This window comes from Verrucosispora sp. CNZ293, assembly GCF_002754655.1.
Window position 1 is genome coordinate 4264609 of sequence record NZ_PEFR01000001.1, and the last position, 18900, is coordinate 4283508.

Consider the following 18900-nt stretch of genomic DNA (forward strand, 5'->3'; position numbering starts at 1 on the left):
CCGGGTCGCCGCCTCAGCCCCGGCGGCCGGCCGGACGCCGCGCCCACCATCTTCCGGGACGAACACCGTCCAGCAGGCCGGAACGCCTGATCACGCCCCGGCTAGGCGGTGATCCGGTGACACGTTTCTGGACACCGCACAGGCGTCGACGATCAGGTGACGGTCTGTTCGGCCGGATCGGGGTCGAGACGCCGGCGCAGGGCTGCGATCTCGGCGCGCAGGGCCGCCACGTCGTCGCCGGTGGCCGCCACCGGCCTGTCGGCGGCTGACGAGACCCGCTCGACGATCCAGGTCGCCAGCGAACCTGTGACGAAACCGATCAGGCCGATCCCACCGATCATCAGGCCAAGTGCGACGAATCTCCCCATGGCCGTCACCGGGTAGTAGTCGCCGTAGCCGACGGTGGTGATGGTGACCGTCGACCACCACAACGCGTCGTCGAAGGAGGTGATGTTGGCATCCGGCGCGAGTCGTTCGGCGTCCAGCACGGCCAGCGCGGAGACCAGCACCAGCAGCGCCGTGGTGGCGGCGACGTAGACCGCCAGCCGGCCACGGGCCCACAGTTCGGTGCGGCGGTTGATGGTCAGCACCACCATGACCAGGCGTACGGCACGCAGTGGGCGCAGCATCGGTAGCGTAAGCACCACGAGGTCGAACAGGTGCTCCCGGAGGAACCTCCGGCGGTCGGTCGCCAGCCGCAGCCGCACGATGATGTCGGCCCAGAACAGCAACCAGACGACGACCGTCGTGGCGACGCATGCGTCCCGCAACCCCGGGCTCAGGTCGGGACGCAGGATCGGTACCGCGTACGCCACCAGGAACATCACGGACAGCACGGTGAGCGGCGCGGCGCTGACTCGTTCCCATGCCTTGAGTCGATCGGTTTCCACTGCTGTCCCGCCGCTCATGAGCCGGCTCCCGTCCTCTCCGTCGTACGCGTGGCCGAATCATGGTCGCGCAGTCGAACACCGGCCCCATCGGCGGTCGGCAGATCGACCCCGGCAGCGAATCACAGTCACGCTGAGCGTTCGACGGCTCGCCGCCCGGTAACGTGAGCCGGGGACACACCATGGCGCGCGTCGCCACCCGGCCGACAGCGCCGGGCGGTGACGGCTGTGCGGCCCGTGGGGGCGGGTGCCGGCGTTGTACCCCAACTGAGGCGCGAGCGTTGAGGGAGCGAAGCATGGGTCGACGGCGGCTGGGACGGGTTCCGGGATGACCCTGCAACAGGTCTACCTGCTGATGATCGCTGCGGCGGCGACCGTGCTGGTCAGCGTCACCGCCGCACGGGTGGCCACCCGGGTCGGCGTACCGATGCTGCTGGCGTACCTCGGCATCGGGCTGTTGCTCGGCGAGAGCGGGCTCGGCCTGCGCTTCGACGATGCCGCCCTGGCGCAGGCCCTGGGCACGGCGGCGCTCGCGGTGATCCTGGTCGACGGGGGGCTGACCACCCGGTTCTCCGACATTCGACCGGTGCTGGCGCCGGCGACCGCGCTCGCCACCGCCGGTGTGCTGATAAGCGTCGGGGTCACCGCCCTCGGCGCGTACCTGCTGCTCGACGTCTCGTGGCAGTTGGCCCTGCTGCTGGGCGCGGTGGTGTCCTCCACCGACGCGGCGGCGGTCTTCTCGGTGCTGCGCACCCTGCCGCTGCCCCGGCGGCTGGCCGGGCTGGTGGAGGCCGAGTCGGGGCTGAACGACGCGCCCACTGTCATCCTGGTGCTCGCCTTCAGCGCCACCGGGCTCACCGCGACCAGCCCGCTGGAACTGCTGGTCCAGATGGTCTACCAGCTCGGCGTCGGTGGCGCGGTCGGCGTCGCGATCGGCACCGCCGGAGTGTGGTTCCTGCGCCGGCTCACCCTGCCCGCCTCGGGCCTCTATCCCATCGCCACCTTCTCCTGCGGCATCTTCGCCTTCGCCGCCGCCGGGCTCGCCCAGGCCAGCGGGTTCCTCGCCGCGTACCTCGCCGCGCTGATCCTGGGCAACGCCCGGCTGGCCCACCGCCGGGCCACCGTGTCGGTCGCCGAGGGCCTCGGCTGGATCGCGCAGATCGGCCTGTTCGTGATGCTCGGCCTGCTGGCAAATCCGAGCGAACTGCCCGCCGCGATCCTGCCCGCCCTCACCGTCGGTCTGGTGCTGCTGCTGCTCGCCCGGCCGTTGTCGGTGCTCGTCACCCTGCTGCCGTTCCGGATTCCGCTCCGCGAACAGGTGCTGCTGTCCTGGGCCGGGCTGCGTGGTGCCGTGCCCATCGTGCTGGCCACCATTCCCGTCGTGGCCGGGGTCGGTGGCAGCGAGCAACTGTTCAACATCGTGTTCGTGCTGGTCGTGGCCTTCACCCTGGTCCAGGCTCCGACGTTGCCGTGGTTGGCCAAACGCCTACGGCTCAGCTCGACCGGGATCGGCCCGGACCTCCAGGTCGAGTCCGCGCCGCTGGACGCCATCGACGCGGACCTGCTGCACCTCACCGTCGAGCCCGACTCCCGGATGCACGGCGTGCACATCCGCGAGCTGCGACTGCCTCCGCCGGCCGCGATCACCCTCGTGGTCCGCGACGGCACCGCCTTCGTGCCCGAGCCGGACACCCGGCTACGGCACGGTGATCAGTTACTCGTGGTCACCACGCCACACGTCCGGGACCGCGCGGAGCGCCGGCTGCGGGCGGTCGCCCGGGCCGGACGGCTCGCCCACTGGCGCGGCGAGACCGGCGACCCGGAACAGCGGGCCAGGATCCGACCCCACCCGGACACCCCCACGGCCCTACCGCGAGCGACACCACCGGCCGACACCGGTGACCAGTCACCACCGGTCCTCGTCCAGTCGGCTGGTTGAGCAGCGCGGCCAGCGGGGTCGGTTGAACGTCGCGATCGTGACGCCGGGTCGGCCAACCGGGCGGCACCGGGCGGGTTCGGACCCGGCTTTCCGGGAATGCCCGGCCGGTGGCCGACATCCTGACGCCTCCGTGGCCGCTGGGCTGGAGCATCGGCCTGTTCCTGCTCGCCGGGGTGGTCACCGTGCTCGGCAGCATCCGGCTGGTCGCGCTTGGCGACACCCTCGCCGACCGTACGGGCTGGGGTGAGGCCCTGTTCGGGGCGGTCTTCTTCGGGCTGGCCACCTCGCTGTCCGGGATCGTGATGACAGCGGTCACGGCGGCCGGCGCCCAACCCCAACTCGGCTACGGAAACGCGGTCGGCGGCATCGCCGCGCAGACCACAGCGGTTGCCGTGGCCGACGCCTTCCATCGGCGGGCCAACCTGGAACACGCGGCGGCGTCACTGTCGAACGTGCTCTTCGGCGCGTTGCTCATCGCGCTGCTGTCGCTCGCTCTGCTGGGCAGCTTCGCACCGGGTGCCACAGTGGCCGGCCTGCATCCCGTCTCGTACGCGCTTGTCGCCTGCTATCTCGGCGGCCTGCACCTGGTCCGCCGGGCCGGTGCCAGCCCACCCTGGCAGGCCGTCGCCACCGCCGAGACGCTGCCGGACGTCCCGCACGAGCACGGCGACCTGGACCGTCGACGCTCCACCTGGTTGTGGCGTCGGTTCGCCCTCGTCGGCCTGCTGGTCGCCGCCGGCGGGTGGGTCATCGCGCTCGCGGCCGAGAGCCTCCTCCTGGTCACCGGACTCAGCGCCGGCTTCGTCGGTGCGAGCCTGATGGGTGCGGTGAACGCGCTGCCGGAGACGGTGACCGCGGTGGCCGCCGTCCGGCGTGGGGCGCCCACCCTGGCGATCGCCGCCGTCCTCGGCGGCAACAGTCTGGACGCGCTCAACCTCGTCGTCGGCGACATCGCCTACCGGGGTGGGTCGATCTATCACGCCGCCGGTACGGAGGAACTCTTCGTCACCGCCACCGCGCTGTTCATGACCGCGACCCTGCTCGGTGGGCTCCTGGTCCGGCAGGCGTGCGGGTGGGGACGCCTCGGCTTCGAGGGGATCGTGCTGCTCGGCACGTACGCCGTGATGACAGTCGTGCTCGTCGCCTGAGCGTCCGCCACCGCGCTTCCGTCGTTGCCGCCTGGGTCTAGGGTGAGCTCGGTGTGCCGGGAAGTCTGGTCGGCGGTCGTGTCCCCAACCCCTCCGGAGGCCGCCGTGCAACCCGCCATCCGCACCAGTCAGCTGACCAAACGCTACGGTCCCCTGCTCGCTCTCGACGACCTCGACCTGACCGTCACCGCCGGTGAGGTCTTCGGATTCCTGGGCCCCAACGGTGCCGGCAAGTCCACCACCATCCGACTGCTGCTCGGCCTGGCCCGGCCGACCGCCGGCCAGGCGTGGATCTTCGGTACCCCCGCCGCCGACGTGGCCACCGCACACCAGCGGATCGCGTACGTTCCGGCCGATGTGACGCTCTGGCCGCAGTTGACCGGCGCGGAGACCCTGGAGCTGCTCGGTGCCACCGGGCCGGGCGTCGACGTCGCCTACCGTGACGAGCTGGTGGCGCGCTTCGCACTCGACCTGTCCAAGCCGGGGCGGGCCTACTCGACAGGCAACCGGCAGAAGGTGGCACTTGTCGCCGCCTTCGCCACCCGCGCGCCGCTGCTCGTGCTGGACGAGCCGACCGCCGGCCTGGACCCGCTGATGGAGCGCGAGTTCCGCCGCGCCGTGGTCGAGGCCCGCGACGCGGGGAGCGCGGTGTTTCTCTCCTCCCATCAACTCGCCGAGGTGGAGGCCGTCTGCGACCGGGTGGGCATCCTGCGCGCCGGGCGCCTCGTCGACGTCGCCACCATCACCGAGCTGCGGCGACTGCACCGCACCGAGGTGCTGGTGCGGTGCGCTGGCCCGGTGCCGGAGCTGACCGGCGTCGACGGGGTCGACGGCGTCCAAGTCGACGGGGCCGCCCTGCGGTTCACCCTCACCGGGCCGCCCGGTCCGGCGCTGCGGGCGTTGGCGGCAGCCGACGTCACCACCCTCACCATGCGCGAGCCGACGTTGGAGGAGATCTTCCTCGACTACTACGGGGAGAGCGGCAGGTGACCACCATCGGATCGGTCGACGGTGGCACCGCCAGGGCCGCCGTCACCCGCCTCGCCCTGCGCCAGGTACGCCGGGGCGCGCTCGTCATGTCCGCGTTGGCGGCCGGCATCACAGCCATCGTGGTCGCCGGGTACGAGAGCACCGCCGGCACCGCGCTCGACGCTGCCGCACTTGCCGCCCTCGCCGAGAACCCGGCGGTCCGTACCCTCTTCGGTGAACCGTTCGCGCTGGACACCGCTGGCGGTTTCACCGTCTGGCGGACCGGCACCGTCCTGGCCGTCCTGCTCTCGGTGTGGGGGGTGCTCGCCACCACCCGGATCACCCGGGGTGAGGAGGAGAGCGGTCGGTGGGATCTGCTGCTGGCTGGCCGGTTGGCGGTGCCGGCCGTGCTCGGCCGGCACCTCGCCGTCCTGTGTGTCGCCGTGGCGACCGCCGGAGCTATGACAGGAGTCGTGCTCGTCGCGGCCGGCACGCCACCGGCCGGGGCGCTGCGGTACTCCGTCGGGATCGCGCTCGTCGCGCTCTTCGCCGTGTCGACAGCGCTGTTGAGCGCCCAGGTGATGCCGACCCGAGCCGGGGCGAGCGGGTTGGCCCTGACCGTACTCGGCGTCGGGCTGCTGGCTCGGATGGTCGGCGACGGCGTCGCCGCGCTGGGCTGGTTGCGCTGGCTGTCGCCGTACGGCCTGCTCGCCCTCGTCCGCCCGTACCACGAGGACCGGCTGCTGCCGCTGGTCGTGCTCGCCGGTGCGGCGCTCCTGCCCGGTGCGGCAGGGCTGGCACTGGCCCGGCGACGGGACGTGCGGGCCGGGCTGGTCGCCGCACCGACCGGTCGTCCGCCCCGACGGTGGCTGCTCGGCACGGTCGAGGGCTTCGCGGTACGCCGGATGCTGCGCCCGCTGGCCGGCTGGTCCGCCGGAATCGGCGCGTACTTCCTGCTCATCGGTTTGTTGGCGACGTCGATGACCCGCTTCCTGGCGGACAACCCGCGCTTCGCCGACCTGGCCGCGCAGGCCGGCTTCACCGAGCTGGGCAGCGTACGCGGCTACACCTCGTCCCTGTTCGTCCTGCTCGCCGTGCCGGTGGGGCTCTTCACCGTGGTCCGCCTCGCCGAGTTCGTGGCCGCCGAGACGGACGGCCGGTTGACGTCGCTGTACGCCCAGCCGGTCAGCCGTAGCCGCCTGCTGACCGCCGAGACGCTTGCCACCCTGGCCGGGGTGGCCGTACTCGTCACCGTGGCGGCCGTGGCGACCTGGCTCGGCACCTATCTGGTGGACGCTCCGCTGCCGCTGCCCGCCGCACTGGCCGGCACCTGGAACGTGCTGCCGGTGGTGCTGCTCTGCCTCGGCGCGGGGCTGCTCGCGCTCGGTTGGCTGCCCCGGGCCACCGCAGCCGTCGGTGCGCTACCCGCCGTCGGCGGGTTCCTGCTCCAGGTCCTCGCCGACAGCGCCGACCTACCCGGCTGGGTGTCCACGCTCTCTCCGTTCACCCATCTGGCGGCCGTTCCGGCCGAGTCGCCCGGCTGGCCGGCGTACCGCATCATGATCGGGATTGCGGTCGTCGCCGCCGCGCTCGGACGCTTCGGTCACCGGCGGCGCGACCTGCTGGGGTGAGTCATTGGCCGGCGGCGGCCCGCCGGACCAGCCGGCGGGCCTCGTCGCCAGGTACACCGGTGGCCCGCAGCATGTCGTTGGCGATGGTCCGGAGCTGGGACACCACGATGGTGCCGGAAAAACCGATCTCCTGCCGGCAGGCCGTACCGGCATCGTGGACGGCCAGCAGCACCCGCTCCCGGGTCCGCACCGGCTCCCGCGTCGACAGAAACTCCTCGTGCATCAGGCGGACGCTCTGCCCGACCTGTTCGACGGCGCTGGACAGGCTGGCCGGCACCGGTTCCTGGTCGCGCAGAACCGTACCGATCCGGCGGACCAGGGTCCGGCTGTTGCGGAACGCCCGGTCCAGGTGCTCGGCCCCGGCGCCGTACGCGGCCAGCGCCCGGCGGCGCCGCCAGCGCAGGGGCGAGTACCGGACCACCTCCTCGGCCGCGGTCACCACATCACCGACCTGCCGTAGCTGCCCCTCGGCGGACCGCATCTCGTCCAGGACCTCCGTCGCCCGGCGGGCGTCCCGGCGGGCCAGCGCCTCCGCTGCGGAGGTCAACTGTCGGGCGAAGGTATCCAGTGCCGGCCCGGCGATCCGGCGCACACTGCGGGTCGGGTTCATCGGGGCGAGCACCAGCACCACCAGCAGCCCGGTCGCGCCGCCGACCAGGGCGTTGACCGTCCGGGGCAGGACGACGTCCGGCGTGGTCGGGGTGAGGGTGGCGATCAGCGCCGCCGCACCGCCGGCCTGGGTCACCAGGGCACCGGTGCCCCGCACCGCCACCGCGACGAGCAGCGCACCGAACACGATCACGAAGGTCTGCCAGGCGCCGGTGCCGATCGTGTCGACGAGCACGTCGCCGACCAGCACACCGACGATCACACCGACGATCAGTTCGACGGCACGCCGGGCCCGCCGCCCGATAGCGGTGGCGATGACACCTACCGCGGCGATCGGCGCGAAGGTCGGGTCCGGGTTGCCGAGTACCTGTTCGGCGATCAACCAGGCCAGCGACGCCGCCAGGCCACCTTGGACGGCCAGCAGCAGATGCTGTCGCAGCCGGCCGTAGCTGCTCCAGCCGGCGGCCGAGACTCGTCCCCGGAGCCCTGCCACCGAGTTCGGCATGGTCCCGGGATACCCGGTGTAGGCCGCCTCAAGCTGCGGCATTGTCCCGCACTATCCGACGGGGTGGGCCATCGTCCCGGTGAGGGCCACCGTGCCCGGCAACCGGGTGTCCTGCCGCAGGAACTGAACCACCACCGGCACCGGCGAGCTGAGCACGCAGCCGTACGGGCGATCGAGGCGGACAGCCTCCGGATCGATCAGGTCGTTGACCCGTACGTGCCGGATCCGTCGGGCACCGACGGCGAACCGGTACGGCCCGACCGGTTCAGCGTCCTCGTAGTACAAGGTGAGCGTCACCTCCGCCTCGGAATCGGTGGTGTTCAGCACGCACAACTTGTCGAAACTGGTGAAATCCGGCTCACCGCCACTGCCGCCGAACGGGACGTGCCCTCCCGGCACCGCCCACACCTGCGCCATCACGTCTCCTCCAGCAGTCGTTCCAGGTCGGGGGTGAGGAACACCCCGTCCGGATCGAGGCGGCGGCGCGCCGCCTGAAAGTCGTCCCATCGGGGAAAGAGCGGTCGCAGGTCGCTGGCCGTCAGCCAGTGCTTCTTGCCCCAGTGCGGCCGTCCGCCGTACTGCCGGAAGACGGCCTCCATGTCCCGGAAGTACTCCTCGTACGGCAGCGAGGCGTTCTGCAGGCAGGCGATGGTGGTGGTCGGGCGACCGTACGCGTTGCTGAGCCAGATGTCGTCGGCGGCGATGCTGCGCACCAGCACCCGCCAGCCCACGGTGCGCCGATGCCGGGTGAGGATCCGTCGACGCACCTCCGCGAAGCAGGCCGGGAACGCCTCCGACGGGAGCATGTATTCGATCTCCTCGAAGCGCAGCTCCCGGTTCTGCGGGATGGTGCGGTGGGTCGGCCCGATCTCCAGATCCCTGGGCTCGTGCCACCCGCCCGGCCCGGACATCCGGTTCGCCCCTGGCGGCGGTTCGGGCGCGTCGTCCGCCCGGTTCATGGTGCGAATCTGGGTCAGGTCGCTGCGCGGGTACCAGTAGAAGTCCATGTTGCGGTTGGTGTGCTGCAACTCGGCCAGATGATCGAGGGTCCAGTCGACCGGCGCACACCAGGCCCGCCGGCGCAGGTCGTAGCGAGGCTTCAGCTCAAGGGTGAGCTGGGTGACCACACCCAGCACGCCGAGGGAGAGACGGGCCGCGGGCAGCAGGTCGCTGTTGCTGGTCGCGGAGACGTCCAGCACCTCGCCGGTGCCCGTGACCAGCCGCACCTCCGACACCTGTGTGGACAGGTTGCCGAAGCCGAGGCCGGTGCCGTGGGTACCGGTGGCGGTGGCACCCGCGATGGACTGGTAGTCCACGTCGCCGAGGTTCTCCATCGCCAGCCCGGCGTCGTAGAGTCCCTCGCCGAGCTCTTTGAGTCGGCTCCCGCCTCGGACCGTGGCCCGGTCACCGGCCTTGTCGATCACGCCGTCCATCCGGTGCAGGCTGACCAGGGTGCCGTCGGTGCGTACCAGCGGGCTCGACGAGTGGCCCGAGCCGACCGGCCGCAGCGTGGCCCCCGACTCGCGAGCCCGCGACACCAGTTCCCGAACTTCGTGTTCGTCCCCCGGCGCCGCGTAGCCGGACGGGGTGAAGGTGAGACTGCCGGACCAGTTCACGAACGGACCGGACACCCCGCAACCTCCTCGTGACGGACGAAACGTGCGCTTACCCCCGGGCTGGAGGGGTAGTCATGGGTATGGCCGAACCCGTCATTTCCGCGTTGAGGACCACACCCGGCGGCGGGGTACGTCATGTCTGAGTGGTGGTACGCGGCGCTGGTGGCGGTGCTGTGGCTGGCCGTCGGCCTCGGCACGGCGGCGGTCTTCGTCACCCGTGGCGGGCACCGCAGCCTGCTCTGGTATCTGGTGGGTGCGCTGCTCGGACCGCTCTTCGTGCCGATCGCCGTCGAGCGGGGCCGGGCCCGTCCGCAGCTTGTCGACGTACGCCACCGACCGTCCGAGCCGGTCGGCACCGGGCTGCGCGTGCTTGTCGGGGTGGACGGCTCGGCGCACGCCGACCGGGCGCTGCGGGCCATCGCCCGAACCCTCTCCGGAAGCACAAGCGAACTCGTCCTGGTCACCGTGACCAGCCCCGACCTGTCCGACGCCGAGTCCCGACGGGAACACGAGCGGGCCCGCCGCATGGTCGACGAACGGGCCGCCGGGCTGCCCGAGGGGCTGCCCCGGCCGACCACCGCGATCGTCACCGGTCACCCCGTCGACGCGTTGCTGGCGATCGCCGACGACCGGGACGTGGACCTGCTGGTGGTCGGCCGGCACGGGCACGGGATCGGCGACCGCCTGTTGGGCAGCGTCGCCGAGGGCCTCGCCCAGCGGTCCGCCCGGGCCGTCCTGCTCGGCAGCCTGCCCGGCCGATGACCCCCGGCGTGTCCGAACCCATCCCTGCGGAGCTGCGATGACCTATCCCCCGATCGACTCGTACGCTTTCCTCTCCGACACCCACACCGCCGCGCTCGTCGCCGCGGACGGGGCGGTCGAGTGGCTCTGCGTGCCGCACTTCGCCGGCGACGCCCTGCTGGCCCGGCTGCTGGACCGCCGCACCGGCGGCGCCCTCGACCTCACCGTGGCAGGTTGCGCCGAGCCGAGCCGGCGGTACCTGCCGGACACCCTGGTGTTGGAGAGCCGGTACGACACCCCCGACGGGACGGCACTCGTCCACGACTTCCTCGCGGTCGCGCCCGGCTACGACGAGCAACCGTTGCGCGCGGACAAGCTGCTGGTGCGGCGGGTGACTGTCGAGCGGGGCACGGTCCGGCTGGACATCCGGGTGCGGCCCCGGGTCGGATACGGCGCCCGGGAGGTGACCTGGGGTGCGGCTGACCGACGATGGTGGGCCGTCGACACTCCGCTCCGCGTCGACTGCGACCTGGCCGGCGAGGTGGCCGACGGCACCCTGCGGTTCGGCGCGGAGCTGTCCGCCGGTCAGTCCACCGCGCTGCTGCTCGGCTACGGCGACGACCCGGCCGAGCCCGCCGACCCGGACGAACTGTTCCGGCGCACCTGCCGTACCTGGGAGACGTGGTCCGCGCGCAGCGACTACACCGGCTTCGGCGCGGACGCCGTACGGCGCAGCGCGCTGGTGCTGCGCGGGTTGTCCTTCGACGAGACGGGTGCGCTCATCGCCGCCCCCACCACGAGCCTGCCCGAGGAGATCGGCGGCGTACGCAACTGGGACTACCGCTATGCCTGGCACCGGGACGCGGCGCTGCTGCTGCTCGCGCTGTTCCGGCTCGGTCACGCCGAGGAGGGTCGGCGGTACCTGCACTTCCTGATCTCCATCTGCTCGGGCGACCTGCTGACGCCGCTGGTGAGCATCCACGGCACCGGCGCGGAGGAGGTGGAGCTGCCGCACCTGGAGGGGTACGCCGGCTCACAGCCGGTGCGGATCGGCAACGAGGCCGCCGAGCAGGTGCAGTTCGACACGTACGGGCACATTCTCGACGCCGCACTGGCGTACCACCAGCTCACCGGCGAGTTGACCGAGGAGCAGTGGGCGCTGCTGCACAAACACGTCGACGTGATGGCCGACCGCTGGCACGAGCCCGACCACGGCATCTGGGAGGTACGCGGACCGCGCCGACACTACGTGAACGCGAAGGTGATGACCTGGGTCTGCCTGGACCGGGGCATCCGCTTGGCGGAGCTGCTCGACGACCCGACGGCGGACGTGGAGCGGTGGCGAACGGCCCGCGACGCGGTGCACGCCGAGGTGCTGGAGCGCGGCTTCGACCCGCGGGTGGGCAGCTTCGTGATGGAGTACGGCTCCACCGAGCTGGACGCCTCCCTGCTGCGTATCCCACTTGTCGGGTTCCTGCCCGGTGACGACCCCCGGATGCTGGCCACCATCGACCGGTTGCGTTCCGAGCTGGAGATCGGCCCCGCCCTGCTGCACCGCTACAACACCGACGACGGCCTGCCCGGTACCGAGGGTGCGTTCCTGCTCTGCTCCTTCGAGCTGGTCTCGGCGCTGGTGCTGGCCGGCCGGCGGGACGAGGCCCACGACGTCTTCGCCCAACTTCTCGGGTACGCCGGCCCCCTCGGCCTGTACTCCGAGCAGCTCGCCGCCGACGGCACCGCGCTCGGCAACTACCCGCAGGCGTTCACCCATCTCGCGCTCATCGAGGCGGCACTGAATCTCGACGGCGCGAGCAACCGGGATGCGCTGCACGCCTGGGCCGGCCGGGGTGGCTCCTGACCTCGGTGTCAGCGGGTTCCGCCAGGCCCGGCCGGGAACCAGGCCGGCCCGCGGAGCGACTATGGGTACATGCGGTGTGAGCAGTGGCGGGAAATTCTGTCGGCGCAACTGGACGGTGAGGTGACGGCGGACGAGCAGCGCCGGGTCGGAGTGCACCTGGAGACCTGCGCCGGCTGCCGCGCCTGGCTCGACTCGGCGGCGAGGGTGACCCGCCGGGCGCGTACCCAGGTGGTGACGTCGCTGCCGGACCTGACCGAGGCGATCCTCGCCGCGGCCCCGCCGCCGCGCCGCCACTGGCGTACGCTCGTCGCCGCGGCGGTCCCGCGTCGCCGGTGGCCGACGATCACCGGGCGACCCGCCCTGGTCAACGGACTGCGCGCCGCGCTGGGCCTGCTCGGCGCCGTGCAACTGGTGCTCGGGCTCGCACAGGTCGGCCGGGCCGAGGTCGCCGGACACGTCCACTCGACCGGCCAGCACCTGTGGCACGAGTCCGCCGCCTGGAACGTCGCGGTGGGGGCCGGTTTCCTGTTCGTCGCGTTGCGCCGCACCTCGCCGTCGGGGCTGCTGCCGATGCTCGGCGCTTTCGTGGTCACCCTGGTGCTGCTGTCAGTGAACGATCTCGTCGCCTCGCAGGTCGCCGTGGAACGGCTGGTGAGCCACGGGTTCCTGGTGGCCGGCTACCTGATCACCGTGCTGCTGGCGCGCAGCTCCCGACGGCCCGGCGACCCGAGCGACAGGCACCAGCCGGAGCGGTCCCGCTGGCGGTTGCGCCTCGACGAGGTCGACGAGCCCGCCCCCCTGCGGCTGCTGCCGCCGTACTCGGCCCAGGCTCGGCACGCCCACCACGGCCCCGTCCTGGCCCGCACCGGTGCCACCCGCGGCCACGACCGTGACCAGCGGCGGGTCGCCTGACAACGCCGGGGAACCCCTCAGCCGACGGCGTCCGGCCGGTCCGCCGGAGGGTCGGCCGATCGGATCGCCGCCACGAGATCCTCACGGGCGCGGGCCACCCGGGACCGGATGGTGCCGACCGGCACGTCACACACCTGCGCCGCCTCGGCGTAGGACAGGCCGAGCACCTGGGTGGCCACGAACGCCTCCCGGCGCTCGGGTGCCAGACCGTCGAGCAGCCCACGGAGCACCACCTGCTCCTCCACCCCGGCCCGCACGCCGGCCGGCGTGGACTCCGCGGCGGACTGCCAGTCGCCGAGGTTCGCGGTCCGTGGCCGGCAGGTGGCAGCCCGTACCTGGTCCACCGCGACCCGGCGGGCGATGGCGAGCAGCCAGGTCCGCGCGGTGGACCGGCCGGCGAACGACGGCAGCGCCCGCCAGGCTCGCAGGTACGTCTCCTGAACCAGGTCGTCGACCTCCCGTACCCCGGGCAGGTGGGCCAGGAACCGCCGCACGTCGTGCTGGGTACCCCGCACGAACGCTGCCGCGGCGGCCTGGTCGCCCCGGCCCGCGGCGAGCGCGTACCCGCTGATGTCGTCGGTCACGGCTGTCATCGCCGTATTGGTCGGCGGTACCCGCCGGTTGGTTCCCGGGCGGGCCGACAATCGAAGGACCTGCGTATCGGGGTCCCGTCGAAGGACGCCGTAGACTGCACCGATGGGGCACGTGAGGTGAGCGAGCGGAGTGCCGTGCTGACGGACCAGCCGCCGTGCTACTGGCACCTGTGCTGGGCGTACGACGATCCGGCCGGGTTCATGACGCATGCGGTGGAGTTCCTGCGGGCCGGGTTGGCGGCCGGCGAGCGGGTCTGGTTCGTCGTCTCCGGCCCCGCCGAGCCGGTCCGGGACCATCTCCTCGGTGTCCGGGACTTCGCCGACGCGCTGCTGGCCGGCGCCGCCCAGGTCCGCTCCCTGGACGGCGCGTACACCAGCACGGCGGTGATCGACCCGGCGAGCCAGGTGGCGGTCTACCGTAGGGCCACCCGGGACGCGGTCGCCGACGGGTACACCGGCCTGCGCGTCGCCGCCGACGCCACCGACCTGGTCCGCACGCCCGCCCAACGCGACGCGTTCGGCCGCTACGAGCAGCGCGTCAACGAGATGATGAGCACCGCGCCCTTCCGGGCCATGTGCGCGTACGACCGCTCGCAGTTGGGCGAGGCGGCGGTCGCCGAGCTGGCCTGCCTGCACCCGGAGCACAACCTCGGTCATCTGCTGTTCCGGTTGTACTCCGTACCGCTGCGCCAGGGGCAGGCCGCCCTCGCCGGGGAGCTCGACCCGTCCAACCACGAGCTGTTCCGCACCGCGCTGGACCGCGCGGATCTGCAACCTGTCGACGACGAGCTGGTGCTGGACGCCGACGGGCTCCGCTTCCTCGATCATCGGGCGCTCATCCACCTGAGCGAGTACGCCCGGGACCGGCACGCGACTGTCGTGCTGCGGGCCGCCCGCTCCGGGGTGGCCCGGCTCGCCGCCCTGCTGGATCTACCCGCGCTGCGGGTGGAGGTGGCCCGGTGAGGACTGGTCCGGCCGCCGGGCACACCGGCTACTTCCATGAGGCTCTCTGCTACGGCTCGGACGAGGAGCTGCTCGCCGTCGTGGTGCCGTTCCTGGTCGGCGGCGTCGAGGCGAACGAGCCGACCTTCGTGGCGCTCGGTGAGCGCACCGGCAACCTGGTCCGCGCCGCGTTGCCCGCCGACGCGAAGGTGGAGTTCCTGGCCGGCGGTGACGTCTACGGTCGGCCCACCGCCGCGATCCGGATGTACCGCCAGCTCCTCGCCGATCTGGTCGCCGACGGCGCCACCCAGATCCGGATCATCGGCGAGGTGCCGCCGGTCGGCCTCGGCCCCACCTGGGACTGGTGGGCCCGGTACGAGTCGGCGATAAACCACGCGTACGACGACTGGCCGTTGTGGAGCATGTGCGCGTACGACACCCGGACCACCGCGCCCGGGGTGCTGGCGGACGTCGCCGCCACCCATCCGTGCTTCGCCGCACCCGACGGGCGGCACGTGCCGAGTGCCGACTACCTCGCCCCGGAGGCATTCCTGCGCCAGGCGCGCCCGATGCCACCCGACCCGATCCAGATGACCCCACCCCTTGTCGATCTGCTCGACCCGACGGCGGCCCAGGCCCGCGCGGCCGTGCACCAGGCCGGCCAGGGAGGGCTGGGGGACGACGAGTTCGACGACTTCGTCGTCGCCGTCAGCGAGACCGTCACCAACGGGCTGCGGCACGGCCGTTCCCCGGTCCGGTTCCGGCTCTGGGCGGGCGCGGACCGCATCGTGGCCACCGTCACTGATGCCGGCACCGGCCCGGAGGATCCGTACGCCGGGCTGTTGCCGTCGGTGAACGGAGCACCGGGTGGGCTGGGCCTGTGGATCACCCACCAGTCGTGCAACCACGTCACCCACCACCGCGACGCCGATGGCTTCACCCTGCGACTTACCGCGGGCCGGCCACCGGGCGGCTGAGCGGACACGCGACCGCCGGGCCGGCGTGAGCCGACCCGGCGGTGTCGTACCGCGTATCCGGACTACTTGCGGAAGGCGTCCTTGATCTTCTCGCCGGCCTGCTTGAGGTTGGCGCTCATCTGGTCGCCACGGCCCTCGGCCTCCAGGCGCTCGTCGTCGGTGGCCCGACCCACGCCTTCCTTGATCTTGCCGCCGGTGTTCTCGGTGGTGTTGTTGAACTTGTCCTCGACGCCCACTGTCAGCCTCCCGGGGTTCGTGTCGCTACGAACAGTCAGGTACCCAGCCGGGCTGCGGCCAACCGGAAAAGTTCAAGAAACCGGGCGGAACCGACGCAGCCGGAGACTGTTGGCGACCACGAACACCGACGAGAACGCCATCGCCGCCCCCGCGATCATCGGGTTGAGCAGCCCGGCAGCCGCCAGCGGCAGGGCCGCCACGTTGTAGGCGAAGGCCCAGAACAGGTTGCCCTTGATGGTGCCGAGGGTGCTGCGGGCCAGCCGGATCGCGTCGACCGCGGCCAGCAGGTCGTCCCGGACGAGAGTCAGGTCGGACGCCTCGATCGCCACATCGGTGCCGGTGCCCATCGCGAGGCCGAGGTCCGCCCGGGCCAGCGCGGCGGCGTCGTTGACCCCGTCGCCCACCATCGCCACCACCCGGCCCTCCCCCTGCAACCGGGCGACCACCTCGACCTTCTCGGCCGGCAGCACCTCCGCGATCACCTCGTCGACACCCACCTCGGCGGCCACCGAACGGGCCACAGTGGCGTTGTCGCCGGTGAGCAGCACCGGCTTCAGACCGAGCGCGCGCAGCCGCCGTACCGCCTCCCGGCTGGTCGGCTTCACCTGGTCGGCCACGGCCAGCAGGCCACGGGCCCGGCCGTCCCAGCCGACCAGCACCACGGTGCGCCCCGCCGCCTCCGCGTCGGTCGCCGCCCGGGCGATGTCGTCCGGTACGACCAGACCCTCATCGCGCAGCAGCCGGGCCCGACCGAGCAGCACCTGCCGGCCGTCCACGGAGCCGGTGACGCCCAGTCCGGCCACGTTGGCGAAGCCGGTGACCGGCGGCAGCGCGCCGACCTCGGCGGCCCCGGCCACCACCGCCCGGGCGACCGGATGCTCCGAACCGGTCTCCAGGGCGGCGGCCAGCCGCAGCACCTCGTCGCGTCGCTCACCTTCGGCGGCGGTCACCGCGAGCAGGCTCATCCGTCCGGTGGTCACCGTGCCGGTCTTGTCGAGAACCACGGTGTCCACCCGCCTGGTGGACTCCAGCGCCTCCGGCCCCTTGATCAGAATTCCGAGTTGCGCGCCACGACCGGTGCCGACCAGCAGCGCGGTCGGGGTGGCCAGGCCGAGGGCGCACGGGCAGGCGATGATGAGCACCGCCACGGCCGCGGTGAACGCCGCGGCCGGTCCGGCACCGTTACCCAGCCACCAGCCCAGCGTGCCGACGGCCAGGGCGATCACGATAGGTACGAAGACCCCGGAGATCCGGTCGGCGAGCCGCTGCGCGGCGGCCTTGCCGCTCTGCGCCTGCTCGACCAGTCGGGCCATCTGGGCGAGCTGGGTGTCGGCACCGACCCGGGTCGCGGTGACCACCAGCCGGCCTCCCGCGTTGACGCAACCGCCGATCACGGCGTCACCCGCCGCCACCTCCACCGGTACCGACTCGCCGGTGACCAGGCTGGCGTCGACAGCCGAGGAGCCCTCCTCCACGGTCCCGTCGGTGGCGATCTTCTCGCCGGGCCGCACCACGAAGCGGTCCCCCACCGCGAGCTGGTCGATCGGGATCCGGGTCTCCACCCCGTCGCGCAGTACCGACACGTCCCTGGCGCCCAGCTCCAGCAGGGCCCGCAGGGCCGCACCGGCGGTCCGCTTCGCCCGCGCCTCGAAGTACCGGCCGGCGAGGATGAAGGCGGTCACCCCGGCGGCCGCCTCCAGATAGATGTTGCCGGCGCCGTCGGTGCGGCCGATGTCGACGCTGAACGGGTGGGTCATGCCGGGGGTGCCGGCGGTGCCCAGGAACAGCGCCCACACCGACCAGCCCAGGGCGGCGAGCGTGCCCAGCGACACCAGGGTGTCCATGGTCGCGGCACCGTGGCGCAGGTTGACAAGCGCGGCCCGGTGGAAGGGCAGCCCGCCGTAGACCACCACCGGGGCGGCCAGGGTCAACGACAGCCACTGCCAGTAGGTGAACTGCCAGGCCGGCACCATGGCCAGCGCGATCACCGGCACGCTCAGCGCCACCGACACCCACAACCGGGTACGCAGGGCGTGCAGCGGGTCGGCCGGGTCGGCGACTGCCGGCCCGGTCGGCGTGGGCGGTGGCGGCAGGCTGGCCTGGTAGCCGGTCTTCTCGACAGTGGCGACGAGGTCGTCCGGAGTGACCGGGTCGGCGTACGAGACTGTCGCCTTCTCGGTGGCGTAGTTGACGGTGGCCTGCACGCCGTCCATCCGGTTGAGCTTCTTCTCGATCCGGGCGGCGCAGGACGCGCAGGTCATACCGCCGATGGCCAGCTCGATCAGGTGCGGTGCGGCGGTCAGGGGTCGGCTCGTGCTCATGGCTGGTCCCGTCAGTCGTGCTCGTGCCCGGGGGTGCCGTGCCCGTCCTCGGGCTCGGCGCTGGCGTGCTCGTCGGTCGGCCCGGTGGTGCTGCCCGGGTCACCGACATGCACCGTGAACTCGGCGGTACGCACCACGCCCCGGTGGCGGAAGTCGAGGTAGAGCCGGTACGTGCCGGCCGAGGGGAACTCGGTGGCGAAGCTCACCTGCGGGCCGGGGGTGGTCCGACCGTCGCCCGGGGTGCCCTCGGGGTGCACGTGCAGGTAGGCCAGGTCACCGCGGCGCAGCGCCACCAGGTGACCGTACGCCCCGAGATACGGCTCCAGATCGGTGACCGGCACGCCGTCACGGTCGACGGTGAGCGTCAGCGTCGCGGTGCGCCCGGGCTGCGGGGCTCCGGAGAGGGTGACCGTGTAACCGTCGACGGTGGCGCTGCTCGCCGGGGCGGGCAGCTGTCGCTCGGTCAGCGCGCCAGGGACCGTCACGTCGACACCGAGCGTCAGGGGCTCGCCGCCGGTCGGGGTGAAGTCGGCGAAGGCCCGCCACACCCCGGGGGAGTCCAGTGGCGAGGCGATCCGCCAGGTGCCGTCACCGGCCAACTCCGGATGGACGTGCCGGAAGCCGGAGAGGTCGCGGCGGGCGACGATGAGGTGCATCCGTTCGTCGTGGGTGACGTCGTAGTCGGTCACCGGACGGCCGTCGGGCCCGGTGATCCGGAACGCGAACTCACCCGCCGGCGCGCCGACCGGCACCAGGGTGTATCCCCTGTCGGAGACGAGCAGGCCGCCGGGCAGGTGCCCGACCGCCCCCTCCCCGTGGCCGGCGTCCTCGTCGCGGACGTCACCGCCATGCCCGACGCCGTCGCTGTCGTGCTCGGTGGCGACCACGGTCACCGGACCGGTCAGCTGCCCCACCCCGTACGCCGCGCCGAACACCGCCGCCAGGCCCAGTGCGAAGCCGCTCAGCTTCGTCGCCGTGTTCATGGTTGACCTCCCGGTCCCGCCTGCTGACCGGC

Annotated in this window: 17 protein-coding genes; 9 read left to right on the plus strand and 8 right to left on the minus strand. The window is 72.6% G+C overall.

Annotated elements, in window-relative coordinates; all coding sequences use genetic code 11:
* Positions 1-152: 152 nt before the first annotated feature.
* Positions 153-908: a potassium channel family protein gene (locus tag CLT74_RS19360; protein WP_099847783.1), complete on the minus strand. Its 756-nt coding sequence runs from the start codon at positions 906-908 to the stop codon at positions 153-155.
* 307 nt (positions 909-1215) lie between these two features.
* Between CLT74_RS19360 and CLT74_RS19365 the strand changes: the two genes are divergently transcribed.
* From CLT74_RS19365 to CLT74_RS19380, 4 genes are all read left to right on the plus strand, one after another.
* Positions 1216-2826 carry a potassium/proton antiporter gene (locus tag CLT74_RS19365; RefSeq protein WP_099847784.1) on the plus strand — a complete coding sequence of 537 codons (1611 nt, stop codon included), beginning with the start codon at positions 1216-1218 and terminating at the stop codon, positions 2824-2826.
* 107 nt (positions 2827-2933) lie between these two features.
* Positions 2934-3974, plus strand: a complete 1041-nt coding sequence (locus tag CLT74_RS19370; protein WP_099847785.1) for a cation transporter — start codon at positions 2934-2936, stop codon at positions 3972-3974.
* A gap of 105 nt (positions 3975-4079) precedes the next feature.
* Positions 4080-4964: an ABC transporter ATP-binding protein gene (locus CLT74_RS19375; protein ID WP_199172225.1), complete on the plus strand. Its 885-nt coding sequence runs from the start codon at positions 4080-4082 to the stop codon at positions 4962-4964.
* Entirely contained in the window at positions 4961-6574 is a 1614-nt protein-coding gene (locus CLT74_RS19380; RefSeq protein ID WP_099847786.1) for a polyketide antibiotic transporter, read from the plus strand. Before CLT74_RS19375 ends, CLT74_RS19380 begins: the two co-directional genes overlap by 4 nt.
* 1 nt (position 6575) lies before the next feature.
* Here CLT74_RS19380 and CLT74_RS19385 read toward each other — a convergent pair whose 3' ends face one another.
* Genes CLT74_RS19385 through CLT74_RS19395 form a run of 3 tightly spaced genes read right to left on the minus strand, consistent with a single transcriptional unit; the run spans position 6576 to position 9319 of the window.
* Positions 6576-7730, minus strand: a complete 1155-nt coding sequence (locus CLT74_RS19385; RefSeq protein ID WP_486582418.1) for an FUSC family protein — start codon at positions 7728-7730, stop codon at positions 6576-6578.
* Positions 7731-7739: 9 nt separating this feature from the next.
* On the minus strand, positions 7740-8105 hold the full coding sequence (locus CLT74_RS19390; protein ID WP_486582419.1) for a sensory rhodopsin transducer: 366 nt from the start codon (positions 8103-8105) through the stop codon (positions 7740-7742).
* On the minus strand, positions 8105-9319 hold the full coding sequence (locus CLT74_RS19395; protein ID WP_099847788.1) for a D-arabinono-1,4-lactone oxidase: 1215 nt from the start codon (positions 9317-9319) through the stop codon (positions 8105-8107). The genes CLT74_RS19390 and CLT74_RS19395 overlap by 1 nt, the downstream gene beginning before the upstream one ends.
* Before the next feature lie 120 nt (positions 9320-9439).
* On the opposite strand from CLT74_RS19395, the gene CLT74_RS19400 reads away from it, so the two are divergent.
* The 3 genes from CLT74_RS19400 to CLT74_RS19410 all read left to right on the plus strand — a co-directional run bounded on the left by CLT74_RS19400 (position 9440) and on the right by CLT74_RS19410 (position 12815).
* Positions 9440-10066 carry a universal stress protein gene (locus CLT74_RS19400; protein ID WP_099847789.1) on the plus strand — a complete coding sequence of 209 codons (627 nt, stop codon included), beginning with the start codon at positions 9440-9442 and terminating at the stop codon, positions 10064-10066.
* 37 nt (positions 10067-10103) lie between these two features.
* A complete protein-coding gene (locus CLT74_RS19405) occupies positions 10104-11903 on the plus strand; it encodes a glycoside hydrolase family 15 protein (RefSeq protein ID WP_099847790.1) in 1800 nt (599 codons plus the stop codon).
* A gap of 69 nt (positions 11904-11972) precedes the next feature.
* Positions 11973-12815, plus strand: a complete 843-nt coding sequence (locus CLT74_RS19410) for a zf-HC2 domain-containing protein (RefSeq protein WP_099847791.1) — start codon at positions 11973-11975, stop codon at positions 12813-12815.
* Between the two features lie 17 nt (positions 12816-12832).
* Here the strand turns inward: CLT74_RS19410 and CLT74_RS19415 are convergent, their stop codons facing one another.
* Complete coding sequence (locus tag CLT74_RS19415; RefSeq protein ID WP_099847792.1) at positions 12833-13408, minus strand: sigma-70 family RNA polymerase sigma factor; 576 nt, start codon at positions 13406-13408, stop codon at positions 12833-12835.
* Positions 13409-13525: 117 nt separating this feature from the next.
* On the opposite strand from CLT74_RS19415, the gene CLT74_RS19420 reads away from it, so the two are divergent.
* Complete coding sequence (locus tag CLT74_RS19420) at positions 13526-14371, plus strand: MEDS domain-containing protein (protein ID WP_486582420.1); 846 nt, start codon at positions 13526-13528, stop codon at positions 14369-14371.
* Positions 14368-15327: a sensor histidine kinase gene (locus CLT74_RS19425; protein WP_099847793.1), complete on the plus strand. Its 960-nt coding sequence runs from the start codon at positions 14368-14370 to the stop codon at positions 15325-15327. The genes CLT74_RS19420 and CLT74_RS19425 overlap by 4 nt, the downstream gene beginning before the upstream one ends.
* 62 nt (positions 15328-15389) lie before the next feature.
* Here CLT74_RS19425 and CLT74_RS19430 read toward each other — a convergent pair whose 3' ends face one another.
* From CLT74_RS19430 to CLT74_RS19440, 3 genes are all read right to left on the minus strand, one after another.
* Positions 15390-15563 (minus strand): CsbD family protein, encoded by a 174-nt coding sequence (locus CLT74_RS19430; protein WP_099847794.1) that lies wholly within the window; start codon positions 15561-15563, stop codon positions 15390-15392.
* Positions 15564-15635: 72 nt separating this feature from the next.
* Complete coding sequence (locus CLT74_RS19435) at positions 15636-17885, minus strand: heavy metal translocating P-type ATPase (protein WP_099847795.1); 2250 nt, start codon at positions 17883-17885, stop codon at positions 15636-15638.
* Positions 17886-17896: 11 nt separating this feature from the next.
* Complete coding sequence (locus tag CLT74_RS19440) at positions 17897-18868, minus strand: hypothetical protein (protein WP_099847796.1); 972 nt, start codon at positions 18866-18868, stop codon at positions 17897-17899.
* Positions 18869-18900: the final 32 nt, after the last annotated feature.

What these genes read in the sequence shown, in the direction of transcription:
- CLT74_RS19400 (WP_099847789.1), top strand. Translation starts at nt 9,440, where the DNA reads ATGTCTGAGTGGTGGTACGCGGCGCTGGTGGCGGTGCTGTGGCTGGCC.
- CLT74_RS19390 (WP_486582419.1), bottom strand. Translation starts at nt 8,105, where the DNA reads ATGGCGCAGGTGTGGGCGGTGCCGGGAGGGCACGTCCCGTTCGGCGGC.
- CLT74_RS19405 (WP_099847790.1), top strand. Translation starts at nt 10,104, where the DNA reads ATGACCTATCCCCCGATCGACTCGTACGCTTTCCTCTCCGACACCCAC.
- CLT74_RS19410 (WP_099847791.1), top strand. Translation starts at nt 11,973, where the DNA reads ATGCGGTGTGAGCAGTGGCGGGAAATTCTGTCGGCGCAACTGGACGGT.
- CLT74_RS19440 (WP_099847796.1), bottom strand. Translation starts at nt 18,868, where the DNA reads ATGAACACGGCGACGAAGCTGAGCGGCTTCGCACTGGGCCTGGCGGCG.
- CLT74_RS19365 (WP_099847784.1), top strand. Translation starts at nt 1,216, where the DNA reads ATGACCCTGCAACAGGTCTACCTGCTGATGATCGCTGCGGCGGCGACC.
- CLT74_RS19435 (WP_099847795.1), bottom strand. Translation starts at nt 17,885, where the DNA reads ATGAGCACGAGCCGACCCCTGACCGCCGCACCGCACCTGATCGAGCTG.
- CLT74_RS19385 (WP_486582418.1), bottom strand. Translation starts at nt 7,730, where the DNA reads ATGCCGCAGCTTGAGGCGGCCTACACCGGGTATCCCGGGACCATGCCG.
- CLT74_RS19360 (WP_099847783.1), bottom strand. Translation starts at nt 908, where the DNA reads ATGAGCGGCGGGACAGCAGTGGAAACCGATCGACTCAAGGCATGGGAA.
- CLT74_RS19415 (WP_099847792.1), bottom strand. Translation starts at nt 13,408, where the DNA reads ATGACAGCCGTGACCGACGACATCAGCGGGTACGCGCTCGCCGCGGGC.